Annotated in this window: 13 protein-coding genes; 5 read left to right on the top strand and 8 right to left on the bottom strand. The window is 64.8% G+C overall.

Going from position 1 to position 12,388, the window contains the following annotated elements; all coding sequences use genetic code 11:
• Nucleotides 1-272 precede the first annotated feature (272 nt).
• The 3 genes from H8F26_RS06445 to H8F26_RS06435 form a co-directional block, all read right to left on the bottom strand.
• On the bottom strand, nt 273-830 hold the full coding sequence (locus tag H8F26_RS06445) for a Crp/Fnr family transcriptional regulator (RefSeq protein ID WP_197158354.1): 558 nt from the start codon (nt 828-830) through the stop codon (nt 273-275).
• A 329-nt stretch (nt 831-1,159) separates the two neighbouring features.
• Nucleotides 1,160-2,029, bottom strand: a complete 870-nt coding sequence (locus H8F26_RS06440) for a DUF6671 family protein (RefSeq protein ID WP_197158352.1) — start codon at nt 2,027-2,029, stop codon at nt 1,160-1,162.
• Between the two features lie 8 nt (nt 2,030-2,037).
• Nucleotides 2,038-3,378 carry a cation:proton antiporter gene (locus H8F26_RS06435; protein ID WP_197158350.1) on the bottom strand — a complete coding sequence of 447 codons (1,341 nt, stop codon included), beginning with the start codon at nt 3,376-3,378 and terminating at the stop codon, nt 2,038-2,040.
• 315 nt (nt 3,379-3,693) lie between these two features.
• On the opposite strand from H8F26_RS06435, the gene H8F26_RS06430 reads away from it, so the two are divergent.
• Together H8F26_RS06430 and H8F26_RS06425 are read left to right on the top strand one after the other, a co-directional pair.
• Nucleotides 3,694-4,116 (top strand): co-chaperone YbbN, encoded by a 423-nt coding sequence (locus H8F26_RS06430; protein ID WP_197158348.1) that lies wholly within the window; start codon nt 3,694-3,696, stop codon nt 4,114-4,116.
• A complete protein-coding gene (locus H8F26_RS06425) occupies nt 4,113-4,934 on the top strand; it encodes a cytochrome c biogenesis protein CcdA (RefSeq protein WP_197158346.1) in 822 nt (273 codons plus the stop codon). The genes H8F26_RS06430 and H8F26_RS06425 overlap by 4 nt, the downstream gene beginning before the upstream one ends.
• Before the next feature lie 118 nt (nt 4,935-5,052).
• Here H8F26_RS06425 and H8F26_RS06420 read toward each other — a convergent pair whose 3' ends face one another.
• The 5 genes from H8F26_RS06420 to H8F26_RS06405 all read right to left on the bottom strand — a co-directional run bounded on the left by H8F26_RS06420 (nt 5,053) and on the right by H8F26_RS06405 (nt 10,563).
• Nucleotides 5,053-6,543 (bottom strand): IS66 family transposase, encoded by a 1,491-nt coding sequence (locus tag H8F26_RS06420; RefSeq protein ID WP_197153750.1) that lies wholly within the window; start codon nt 6,541-6,543, stop codon nt 5,053-5,055.
• Nucleotides 6,544-6,685: 142 nt separating this feature from the next.
• Entirely contained in the window at nt 6,686-7,777 is a 1,092-nt protein-coding gene (locus H8F26_RS06415; RefSeq protein WP_197158344.1) for an AI-2E family transporter, read from the bottom strand.
• A 146-nt stretch (nt 7,778-7,923) separates the two neighbouring features.
• Complete coding sequence (locus tag H8F26_RS20110) at nt 7,924-8,268, bottom strand: DM13 domain-containing protein (protein WP_370594676.1); 345 nt, start codon at nt 8,266-8,268, stop codon at nt 7,924-7,926.
• A gap of 25 nt (nt 8,269-8,293) precedes the next feature.
• Nucleotides 8,294-8,503: a hypothetical protein gene (locus H8F26_RS06410; RefSeq protein ID WP_197158342.1), complete on the bottom strand. Its 210-nt coding sequence runs from the start codon at nt 8,501-8,503 to the stop codon at nt 8,294-8,296.
• A 530-nt stretch (nt 8,504-9,033) separates the two neighbouring features.
• A complete protein-coding gene (locus tag H8F26_RS06405) occupies nt 9,034-10,563 on the bottom strand; it encodes an FAD-binding domain-containing protein (protein ID WP_197159026.1) in 1,530 nt (509 codons plus the stop codon).
• Nucleotides 10,564-10,860: 297 nt separating this feature from the next.
• On the opposite strand from H8F26_RS06405, the gene H8F26_RS06400 reads away from it, so the two are divergent.
• The 3 genes from H8F26_RS06400 (at nt 10,861) to H8F26_RS06390 (ending at nt 12,268) form a co-directional block, all read left to right on the top strand.
• Complete coding sequence (locus H8F26_RS06400) at nt 10,861-11,112, top strand: hypothetical protein (protein WP_197158340.1); 252 nt, start codon at nt 10,861-10,863, stop codon at nt 11,110-11,112.
• 5 nt (nt 11,113-11,117) lie between these two features.
• The gene (locus H8F26_RS06395) at nt 11,118-11,678 is read left to right on the top strand and encodes a DUF924 family protein (RefSeq protein ID WP_197158338.1); all 561 of its coding nucleotides are present in this window, start codon (nt 11,118-11,120) and stop codon (nt 11,676-11,678) included.
• Between the two features lie 77 nt (nt 11,679-11,755).
• On the top strand, nt 11,756-12,268 hold the full coding sequence (locus H8F26_RS06390; RefSeq protein WP_197158337.1) for a BCAM0308 family protein: 513 nt from the start codon (nt 11,756-11,758) through the stop codon (nt 12,266-12,268).
• Nucleotides 12,269-12,388 lie beyond the last annotated feature (120 nt).

Raw genomic sequence — 12,388 nt, 5'->3', positions numbered from 1 at the left:
TGTTGAACCTTCCCATCATTGGATGCTGCGGAGCTTTGGATGCTGCGGGTGGATGGTGCGGGCCCGACTTGCCGTTTCAGTCTGTCGGGGCCGGCGGCTGCCACCACTCTCGATTCAGCGATTCCGATCCGCTGATCCCAGGGCCCATCGATGCTGGGATCCTCTCAGGAGGCGGCCATCCTGGAGATACGGCAGAGCTTGCTCCGGAAACTCCAGCCACTTGATGGTGGATCCGGGCATGGTCCTCGTCGCCATGCCCCTGCCGTTCAGCTCTAATCCAGGAATTCAGAACAAGGAAGCCGCAGCAGGAGCGATCCGCCGGCCTGACAGGCAATCACACCAGCCTGGCGGAAGCTGGTGAGCGCCTTGGTCACCGTGACTCTGGTCATGCCGGCGATGTCTGCCAGCTGTTGATGCGTGAGAAGCTTCTCGCCAAACGTGAGCGTCACCCCCTGGCTGGTCATGGTGCCGAAGCGCGTGCCGAACCAATCCAGCAACTGCAGCAGCCGGGCTTCCGCAGGACGCACACGGCTGAGCATCAACAGGATGGCCGCCTGACGCAACTGTTCTTCGAGAAACTCGCGCTCCATCGCGCTGGAGGCCTCCTCCTCTTCGACCACAACCGGCGAGAGCGTGCGCAGTTCGAGGCCGGAAAGGCCGATCAGCGCCGGGATCACCACCTCGCCGGGGCCCCAGACCCCGAGGGTGAGAGGGTCAAGCCCCGCACTCCAGCGGGCCAACCAGACATGACCCTGCTCACTCCGCCAGCAAAGGTTGGCGGGCAACCTCTCCCCGGCCCGCAGGCTCAGGCGAAGACAACGACGTGACATGGAGAAGGCCATCACGGGATACGGCGAGGAGCAGAAGCAGCAAGCCTGAGGCAGTCAGCGCATCAAGAAGCGAAGATCGGCCGACAGAAGACAAAGGAGAGAGGGAGACATCGTTCCCTGAAAACATGTCGACTGCCGAAGATACTCACCATAGACACAGGGGAAATCACGGCTGAATTAGGTCCGCAAACCTTAAGTCTTGCCTTGGCAGATGTGTCGATTTAAACCCGCAGGATTCCAGATTGCATCCATAAGTCAGCGTGATCAACGCCTGGAGATTCCCGCCGCCTGAGGAGCAACCGCAACGGGCCAGCGGACCTGGTTGCGGGTCAGGGGTTACACCAGGGGCAATGCATCGGGTCAGCCTCCCGCCTGCCATCCCGGCGGGGCTTCAGCTCGCTGTGGCAACAGGCCGAACAGCCCCAGCGCTCCTGCGCCATCAGCGGCGTGGCAGTTCCGCAGCAACGGCACGGCAGGCCTGCCACAGCCTCGGTTCGTCCCCAGCCCGGTGATTCACAAGCCGGACACAGCTGACGGATCCGTCGCACCAGTTGGAAGCCCAGTCGGCGGATGCTTGCCATCCGGGTGGGATTGCAATGGGCTCGCATATCGGTTTCGAGCAGCACCTCGCCATTGGAGGACGTTGCAGCGCAGTGGGCCAACGCGACCTCCAGGTCAGCGATGGTGCGGATGGCCTTGATGCAGCGGCCGCTGGGGTCGTGCTGGGCTGGGCGAGCGATCAGGGCATGGCTGGGGAAACGCACCTGCTGCAACCAGGTGCTGAAGCCAGTGCTGTTGAGATCCGACGGCCCCACCGTGCGGCTGGAAAAGGTGGTGCGCATCTCCAGGCGCCGTTCCACCACGGTGAGCTGACGTTCCAGATCAACGAACACCAGCACCTCCTGGCCCACAGGCAGAAAAGGCACGGCGGGATGGGGCCCGAAGCTGCCCTCACTGGCCAAACCCAGTGGCAGCCCGGTGGCGGCCAGCCCGAGGTTGGCCTTGAGGCGACAGGTGCTTACCGGATCGGCCGGACGCTCGATCTCGCCGCTGAAGGTACCGAGCTGATCGGTGTCGCAGCCGCAGACCAGCAGTTCCGCCCCCAGCCCATGAAACACAGGCCTGGCCAGCACCCGCTCCTTGCCATGGAGCGTGGTGAGGCAGACCCTGCGCCCGGCATAGGGAGAGGCCGGCACCATCGTTGGTCTCAGGAAGGCTGGGGGGCAGGCACCGGCTTGGCACCGATCACCAGGCGCAGCAGGATCGGTGCCAGGAAGGTGGTGCCGATCACCATCAGCAGGATCGCAGCCTCCAGGGCTGGGGTGAGGATGCCGGCCTGGGTGCCGAGCCCCAGAAAGATCAGGCCAACTTCGCCACGGGGCATCATGCCGAGCCCCACCACCAGACGGTTGCTGGGTTCTTTGCTGATGTAGCTCCAGCCCGCCGCCACCTTGCCCACCACGGCCACCACCAGCAGAAAGACGGCCACGATCAGCCCTTCACGGTTGGCTGGGTCGAACGGATTCAGCACCGACAGATCCATACCGGTGCCGATCAGCACAAAGAACACGGTGGCAAACAGGGCCACCAGAGGTTTGACGGCCGCGTCGATGTCGTGGGTGTGCTTTGAGGCGCTGAGGATCAGACCCGCAGCAAAGGCTCCGAGGGCGGCTTCCAGGCCGATCGCCTGGGCGGCAAAGCAGCTGAGGGTGAGCACCACGAAGCTGGCCACGGCGACATCACCGGGAGCCTTGAGGCGATCCACGACCCAGTCGAAGACCGGCGCAGCGGTGCGGCTGAGGAAGAGGGCCGCCGCCACGAACACCAGGGCCGCAGCACAGAGCTTGAGAATCGGGCCGATGGTGAAGGCACCACCACCAGCCAGGGCCACCACCACCGCCAGGATCACGATGCCGAGGATGTCGTCCAGCACGGCCGCGCCGATGACGATCTGGCCCTCCTTGCGCTTGAGCCACTGCAACTCACCAAACACACTGGCTGTGATGCCGATCGAGGTGGCCGTCATGGCGGCTCCGGCAAACACCGCCGGGATCAGAGGCACATGGAAGAGGTAGTAGAGGCCCGCGGTACCGAGCGCAAAGGGCAACAGCACACCGGTGAGGGCCACCGTGCCGGCCTGCACCCCCACGGCCACCAGTTCATCGAGTTCGCTTTCAAGCCCCGTGAGAAACAAGAGGGCGTAGAGACCGATCTGAGACACAGCCTGCAGGCTGGGGAACGTCTCGCGATACACCGAGGTCACCGTTTCGGGGGACACATCGGCCAGGGAGCCGACCAGACCGAGCACCGCACCGCTGAGCTGGGCCTGCGTCTCCGGCGGGAGCACCAGATGCAGACCGGAGACACCGATCAACACGCCGGCAACCAGTTCGCCGAGGATGGTGGGGAGCTGCAGGCGCACCATCAGCTCGGCCATGGCGCGTGCCGCCACGAAAATCACGAGAAACCGACCAACCCCGATCAGGGTCTCGGCCACTTCAACCTGGTGGCTACCGACTTCCATCAGCAGCGCGGGCAAGGGATCCATCAAGTGTGGAAGAGGTGCCAGCTGTTTTAGGTGGGAATCGAACCATTCGGGTGGATGCAGTCGATCGGAACCCACAGGAGGCTGTGATCACCGCAATCAGCACAGGTGATCAATCGAGCCGGATCCACCGGTCATCGGTCGCCTGTTGCGATGGTGTAGATCAACAAGCCTCAGAACAGATCTGAGCGGCGTTGCCGGATCGAAGCAATCCAATTGGACGCTTGGCTTGTACTCCAACCATTCGCCCTTCCTGCCGCGATGCAAGTTTCCCTCGCCGCTCTCCTGCTCACGCTCGGGAGTGGGCAGACCATTCCCATGCCTGGATTCCTTCCAGTCGCACCGCCAGCCCAGGGTGCCAGCCCATGGGTCGCCCAGAAAACCGGTGCCGCCCTCGCCCCGTCCCTGCAGGGCAAACCCGTTGTGGTCGACATCTACGCCAGCTGGTGCCCCGCCTGTCGCACGATCGAACCGACCTTGCGTTCCCTGGAAAAGCAGAAGGCCGGCAAGGCCACCTTCGTGCGATTCGATGTGTCTGATGCCGCCAAGTTGAAGGCATCGCGCGAGCGAGCCCGTGCCCTTGGCCTTGGTCCCTTCCTGGAGGCCAACCGCAGCCAGACCTCCTTGGTGGCCGTGATCAACCCAGCCACCGGCGCCACGGTGCAGACCTTCCGAGCCAGCACGGACGCGAGCGCCTACAGCGCAGCGATCAAGAAAACTCAATCGCTGATCAAACCTTGAGCCGCTCGGCCGTGCGAAGAACAGGACTGGCCGTTCTGCTGCTCCTGGGAGTGGCCCCACTGGTGGTGCTGGCGATGGTGCACGGGCTCCCAGGGATCGGCACCCAGCTGGATCTGGCGATCCTGTCAGCGTCACAGACCTACACCGAGCGGTTCGAGGCCAGCCCCGCAGGCCCCACGGTTCTTCTTCCGTTCATCGCTTTTGGGGGTGGGCTGTTGGCGAGCGTGTCGCCCTGTGTGCTGGCGATGCTGCCGATGAACCTCAGTTACATCGGCACCCTCGGACCGCGCAGCCGGCTGCAGGCCATCGTCAGGGTTGGGGGGTTCGTGGCCGGCACCGTCGCGGTGTTGAGCCTGTTCGGACTGATCGCCTCCTTCGCTTCAGCCGTCGTGGTGGACCACCGCGGTCCGGTCCATCTGGGGGTGGGACTGATCATCCTGCTGATGGGCCTGAATCTGGGAGGGTGGCTGCCGCTGACCCTGCCCCGACTGCCCGAACTGCCCCCTGCCGGCGGCCCATTCCTGGTGGGCATGGGCTTTGGCCTGGTCAGTTCCCCCTGCGCCAGTCCAGTGCTGTTTTCAGTGCTCGCCGCGGCGGCGAGCACTGGCTCCACCCTGTTGTCGGTGATCACGATGATGAGCTATGCCCTGGGTTATACCGCTGTGATTGCCGTCACCAGCCTCTGGGTTGGGCTGATGACCGCCTCAAGGCGGCTGCTCAGCCATGGCGGAAGGCTCACCCGATTCAGCGCCTTGATCCTGTTGGCAGCTGGCACTTACTACATCGTCAAGGGTTGGAGCTGGACCTGGCAGAGCTGAGTCCAATCGACGCCGAAAAGGTATGCGTTCAGGGGTCGGGACGCCCCACCGCACGAATGCAAGCCTGATCGCTCACCGCTGAGCGATCAGAGACTCTTCCTTGTCCTTTCTTCTGCCTTCAGGGATCGCTCAGCAGTGACGGCATCACCCCATCGCGGTGATGGGCGATCCAGGCCTGCTCCAGGAACTCCCAGACATCCCGCCCCTGTTGCCTGAGGGTAGTGGTGACCGTGAGCAGGCGGCTCCGGCAGATCGCACCTTGGCGGGATTGGACTCCTTGACTGATCTTGCGCTGAATCACCGATTGGCGCAGGGCACGTTCTGCGGCGTTGTTGGTGGGCTCTATTCCCTCGTTCTCCAGGAAGGTCCACAACCCACCTGTCACCTTCTGGAGCTGCTGGCACGTGCGCACTGTGCTGGCCCAAGGCGTTCGCTCGCCGCGCTGGTAGCCGAGCTCTACTACCCGCTGCAGCGTGGTCTCAAAGGTCTGGCGGATCGGCCGGCAGCTTTGCTGCAAGGCGGGCCAGTCAATCTTTCCCTCCTTGTAGCGGTGCCAGTGGCCAAACAGCTGCTGCTGCAGGCCCAGCAGCTGGGCTCCGAATTCAGCGCTGGCGCCCGGGCGTTCGGCGATGGCCGTCAGGTCGCGGATCAGGTGCGCCCAGCACAGCTGGCGCTGCTTGGTGGGCAGGTGGTTGTAGGCCGAGAAGCGATCGCTCACCACAATCCCGCCAAAGGCGTTCCCCAGCAGCTCGATGGCAGCGGTCGTCGATCGACTCAGCCCTTGCACAAATACCGTCACCACGGCGGTGACCATGACCCACTGCCAGCCCCGCTTTCCAGTGGGATTGTTGCCGTCGGCATTGCCGGTGGGGGCGCCAGTTTCATCTACGTAGGCCACCGGCTGCACGCGGGCAAAAGCAAGGGCCTCCTGCATGGGCTGCTCCAGTGCTGCACTCAAGCGCTGGCGGACCCGTGCAATCGCGCCGCGGCTCATCTCCACTCCTACCAGCTGCTGGAGCAGGGCCTGGGTCTTGCTGAAACTCAACGGAAAGGCACTGCCCAGCAGGCCCACCAGTGCACTGAGCCTTGGGCCGTAGTGACTGGCCTCCACATCCGCCGGCAACGAGGCGCAGGTGCTGGTGGAACAGCAGGGGCAGACCAGGCGATGCAGCCGGTGCTCGATCACCAGCGGGGTAATCGGCGGGATCTCGATCACCTGATGGCGCAGGGGATCGAGATCCTCTCCCTGGAGCAAGGTGCCACAGCGGCGGCAGGCATCAGGGTGGTGATCCACCACCTGATCCACCCGCTCGATCGACAGCAGCTCTGGTCCGGATCCGGGATGGCCCTGCTGGCCGCCCCGCTTGCGGCCACTGCCCTTGCGCCGTTCTGGCGGCTTAAAACCCAGACCATCACTGGAGGGAGGTTTGGATGAGTTGCGAGAGCTGCGTCCGATCCGCTCACGCAGGTTTGCCAACTCGGTGGCCAAGGAGGTGAGTTGGCCGCGCAACAGCTCGATCTCCTGCTGCTGGGCGTTGATCAGCGCTCTGACGCTGGCGGGAGTTTCCAGCCAGTCGGCTTCTGGAATTCCAGCCGGATGTGCGGTCATCACAGGCGGGTCTCTACCTGAGATGCAACCGGAAATCAAGCTGTCGTCAAGGGTTCAGCAGGGCCGATGTTCGCCGCGAGCTGTCACGCCCCCTGAACGGATACCCGAAAAGAGGGGGCAGGTGAGCAATCATCACCTGGCTTCAGACTTCTTCCGTGGTGCAACCACCCGGCAGGGCGGCGGAGGCAGTAGCAGTGGCAGGGAGCGAGCTGGGAGCCAGAAACAAGGCCTTGATCGTGGCCGCGATGGGTACAGCCGTGATCACACCATAGAAATCCGCCAGGGTGGCACCCACCATCACCGAAAAGAGGATCACGATCGGATTGAGGCCGGTGAGCTTTCCCAGCAGCCGGGGCGGAAGGATGTTCTCAATCACCTGATCCAACAGAATCAGCACGGAGAACACTCTCACACCAAGCCAGAAGCTCTTGAACAGAAACAGGACGCTGACCAACAGAATGCCAAGGATGGCGCCAAACGGAATGAATCCCATCAGACCGATGACGCAACCCGAAAGGATGGGGAACGGTGCCTGCAGCACAACCAAAGCTGGCGTCAGCGCACAGACCAGCACCACGGCCAGAACCAGTTGGTTGAAGATATAGCTGTTGAAGTTACGCCGAAGCACGCTGAGAACCTGCAGGCCACGGTCACCCGGCAACCAGGAGACCAGGCAGTTCCGGACCAGCTCACCTCCATAGATCAGGAAGAAAATGGTCAGCACGAGCAGGAAAAACAGGCTGAAGAAGCTGCCAAGCGATCCGGAGACGAAGCCGGGAATTCCAAGCAGCACACTTTCGATCTGATCCTTCACGTTGGCGGCCACGCCTTCAATGATCACGCTGGCATCAAGCGGCAGGCCCGCCTCGTTGGCCCTGCCGCTCAGCAGCACCAACTTGCCGACGCTGGAATCGATCCACTCCGGTAACGCCTGGGTGAACCCGATGAAGCGGAGCAACAGCAAGGGGATCACGGTGGCGCTGGCCAGCACCGCGCCACCGATGAACAGCAGGAACACCGCACCAATCGCCCAGCCCCTCTGCAGGCCCAGGCGCCTTTGCAGCAACCGCACCGGGAGGTTGAGAATCAGGGCGATCACCCCCGCCAGGATGAAGGTGGAGGCAACTCCCTCGAAGGCGCGATACAGCGAGCTGAACACCCAGAGGTTCAGCACGACCACAGGAAAGCCGAGGCCCAGCACCAGCGAGCGAGGCAAGGGAGAAGGCAGGTTCATGGGGCCAGGCAGCTAGGCCAACCCTTGCATGGATGGTCGCGCTGTCCATGGGGCGGCTCTCGGGGTCAACGGATCATGTTGCATCCCTTCCACTTGGATCAGGGCTTCAGCGCAGCAGCGCCAAAGGTTGCATTGAAGCGACGACATCAGATCGCGACAGAGGCATCGCCATGGAGATTGATCGCGCCTGAGATGGCATCACTCTGTGCTCCGCTGTAGTGATTCAAAGGCGCCAGAACCGCGTTGTCTCGATCGTTGATCGGAAAAGCCGGGGGCCGGCTGGAACCAATCACATCCTGGGATCGGTGAAAAACCACGACCAGATCAGGACCCGAGATTGAGGTCGAAAAGACTGGATCCAATTCAAGGAAACGCCGTTGACCACGGCACGCCTGCAGTGCCCTGGGTCCGTCGTGGCGACAAGAGAATCGTTCCTGGAGATTCCGATCACCGGAGGGCCAACCGCAACGGGCTTCTTGATGCGACAGCAAGAGCCCCAGCAGGCCCGCAGGGCTCTCAGCCCCGGAGACGCCTGGCTCCCAGCAGGGTGAAACCGACCAGAGCGGCTGCCGCTCCCCAGAGCAGCAGAACGACGACGAGCGAGATGAGGCAGTCAAGCGGCGTCTTGACGCTGCAGTACAGGAGCGCCCACAACGTGGTGGATCCCAGGATCACAACAGTCGCCAGACCGCCCGCCACTACCACCCCGAAGAGCAGGATGCGCAAGACCCTGCGGCATGCCGCATAGTGATCACAACCCATCAACGCCGTGGAGCCTCCACTGAAGCGGAAACGAGCAGATATCAGCGCGCCGCGCTTACATCACTGCGCTGGCATCAACGACCGGAGCAGCACCCGGATCCAGCTGACCCGGCCCTTCCGTGACCGGGGCTCTCCCTGCTGCCAATCGGTTACTCCCTGCGCCTGCCCAGACTCCACTTCGGCTCTGTGGCATGGGCAGCACTGCTGGGCCCGCTGGCCTGGCCACGCAGCCACCTCGACGCTACAGGCGACGGCGTGGGGTCGTTGGCGATCCTTCCCCTGGTCCTCGCCGCATTCGCGGCGGCGGGCTCAATAGGGTCCTGTGTAGGTTGGCCCGAGCCTCGATTGTGTGCCGCCTGCTGCTGCTGCTGCTGCTCGCCTACCTGGGCGGCGGAATCGGCGTCAGCATTGCGCTGGCTCTGCTCCTGGGCTCCCTGGCTGATCTGGCGCTCACCAGCATCTCTCTGGTCATCGGAGCCATCGCCATCGCCCGATCAGCCGCAGCCTTCAGGATCCAGGTTCAGGCGCAGTTGCTGATCGGTGGATGGCTGGCGCGACGAGCCACCACCCCGCCGCCCGCCGCTGGCTGCCAGGCCGGAGCGGCGGGAGCCATGCCGATGCTGGACCGCATCGGCAAGTTCCGCAAAGCCCTGCTCCTGACGCAGGGCCCAGAGTCTCTCGCGAGCCTCACGGGCGGCGGCGGCGGGTTCAACGATCGGCAGCGGGTAATCCACGCCCAGCACACAGCCGACGCGCAGCTGGGTGGTGGCCGCCATCGTCCACGGCTGATGCCGATGCACCGGCGGCACCCGATCCAGTTCCGGTACCCACTGGCAGATGAAGTCGCCGTTGGGGTCATGGTCCTGACCCTGCTTGATCGGGTTGTAGATCCGGATCGTGTTGATGCCCGTGGTACCCGACTGCATCTGACACTGGCTCCAGTGAATGCCCGGTTCGTAGTCGACGAACAGGCGCGCCAGCCGCATCCCACTCTCGCGCCAGGGCAACCAGAGGTGATAACTGGCCACCGACATCAGCATCGCCCGCATGCGGAAGTTGATCCAGCCGGTGGCGATCAGGGCCCGCATGCAGGCATCCACGAACGGCAAGCCGGTACGACCTTCAGCCCAGGCCTCCAGGCGCTCGGGATCGCTGCTGCGCAGACCGGCGGTGAGCGGATGGAGCTCGCAGAACTCAAGATCCGGCTGGCTTTCCAGCTTCTGGATGAAGTGGCAGTGCCAGTGCAGCCGCTCCTCGAAGCCCCGCCGCCGGCCCGGGTATCGGCGGTTCGCCTGCACCACCTCCCGCAGCGACACAGTGCCCCAGGCCAGATGGGGGGAGAGCCGGGAGCAGCTGCGGAAGGCCGTGCGCGGGCTGGAGAGCTCGCGGTGATAGCAGGCGCCGCGCTCGCTCAGGAAGCTCTCGAGAACGACCAGCCCCTCCTGCCGGCCTCCAAGCTGCCGGCCTGGGCAGGGATCGGGTGCCAGTCCCAGATCGGAGGCCGAGGGAATCGGGCCGGGGTCGAGATCGCCCAGGGGCTGCAGTGCCTCCGGTGCAGGGCTGAGCAAGCAGGCCATGCGCTCCTCCCAGCGGCGCGCCCAGCCGTTGCGGCTGCGCAGGCGACGGATCACCCCGGTCTGGGGACTCTCGGTCCAGGTGATGCCATGGTGGCGCGCCCAGAGGGCCACCCGCCTGTCGCGGTCGTAGGTCCAGCCGTTGCCGGTTTCCTCATGGCTCCAGAGGCCCGCGACGCCGAAGTACCGCCGGGCTCGCTCCAGTACCGCCTCCACCCTGCCGGTCCGCACCACAAGCGGCTGGCCGAGCTCCGCCAGGGCCCGCCGAAGGTTCTCCAGGCTCTCGGAGCAGAAGGCCCACTGCCGAGCCGAAGCATCGGGCTGCTGCCACAGCTCGGGCTCCACCACCACCAGGGGCAGCACGGGCCCAAGCCGACTGGCCTGCAACAGCGGCTGGTGGTCCACCACCCGCAGGTCCCGCTTGAACCAGACGATCTGCACCGGGCCCATGGCCGCGACCCTAGAAGGCACGCGGCAGGGCGCGGCTGGCTCTGGCGCCCCGTAGACCGCCTGGAATCGCGACACATTCCGGCTGCTCTGGCCTGAAGTGATCTCCGCGCCGATCGAGGTACCGCTTCAGACGGATGGAAGGGGCCGGGTGAACGGCTTCGTCAATGACGGCTACGCCTTCCGGTGTGTGGGGTCTGGTTCACCCAGTGGCGCAGGACGGATCCCCGTATCGCCGGGCACCCGCAGAAAACGGTGATCGGTCCAAGGATGGAGTTGGAAAACAGAGATATCCCCGTCATGCGCGAGATCGTGTTTCGCGTGATCAGCGAGCGACCAGGCCACCTGGAGGCCAGGGCCGAACATCAGCCCATCACCATCACCGCCCCCTCCCTCGAAGAACTGCACCATGAGGCCCGCGAGGCCCTGATTGAGCACCTGGGCCCCATCCACGTGGCCTATCGCGCCCGCATCCGCCGCCCCGAGGCCGACCCCCAGGCCGTTCACCACGCCATCCGGGGCCTCGGCCATCGGCCTGTCCCCTGCTGCTGACCCCCTTGCCTGATGCCGCTCCCAAATCCAGCGACGACGTTCTGCACGTCTGGTTTGAGGAGACCGAGCCGCGCCAGTGGTTCAGCAAGGATCCTGCCTTCGATCGGCGGCTGCGGGATCGGTTCATCGTCCTGACCCGCCAGGCCGTCGCCGCTGAGCTGACCTCCTGGGGGGAGGCTCCCTCAAGCGGCCTGGCCCTGGCGCTGCTGCTGGATCAGTTCCCCCGTCAGATCTGGCGCGACACCGCCATGGCCTTCGCGGGGGATGCCCAGGCCCTCGCCCTCAGCCTGGCGGCGATGGAACGTGGCTGGATCGAAGCCGAAGCCGATCAGGCCCGACGCCAGTTCTGGCTGATGCCGCGGATGCACAGCGAAGACCTGGCCATCCAGGACGCGGCGATCCCCCTCTTCGAGCGGTTCACCGATCCCCGCACCACCGCCTTCGCCGCCCGCCACCGCGACGTGATCGCCCGCTTCGGTCGTTTCCCGCACCGCAATGCCATTCTCGGCCGGGTGTGCACCGCTGAGGAACTGGCCTTCCTGCAGACCCCCGGCTCAGGCTTCTGAGCCCTGCAGCCCTGCGGCACCACGTCCTGACAGTGTCGGTGCGTGTGGCTACAGCAGGAACAGTGAGGTCTGGATTCATGCACACGAACACCCCCAATGCACCATCCAGCCATGCGGCCCGCCATGACGGGATGGAGAGCGGGCACACCAGCGATCCCTACCTACAGCGCCACAAGCCGTCCGAACCCAGCACCTGTCCGGATTGCCAGGCCAGCTATCACGACGGTCGCTGGAGCTGGGACGCACCCCAGCCCGGTGCTGCCACCCACCGTTGCCCGGCCTGCGAGCGCATCAGGGATCAGGCGCCAGGAGGTGAACTCAGTCTCTCCGGCGGCTTCCTGGCGGCGCACGCCGAGGAGGTGATGCGGCTGGTCAACAACACCGAGCTGCACATCCGCCAGGAGCATCCGCTGGAGCGCCTGATCGACACCAGCGGCGATCCGGCCAGTGGTGAAGTGCTGCTGCGCTTCACCGGCATCCACGCCACCCATGGGGTGGCGGAGGCCCTGGTGCATGCCTTCTCGGGAGCACTGGACGCGCCCTACCCGGAGGCCGGCGCCCCGATGCGCGCCCGTTGGCAGCGCGATTGAGGGGTGCTCCACACAGCCAAGGCGGTCTGTTCGAGGGGTCACAGTGGTCTGCGGTGGCTCAGCATCCTCCGGATGCCCTTTCTCTGTGAGCCCCCAGGTCTGGAAGCCGTCCTGGCTTGA

Source organism: Synechococcus sp. CBW1006 (assembly GCF_015840525.1).
GTDB lineage: Bacteria > Cyanobacteriota > Cyanobacteriia > PCC-6307 > Cyanobiaceae > CBW1002.
This window is presented reverse-complemented; position numbering and strand designations above follow the sequence as displayed.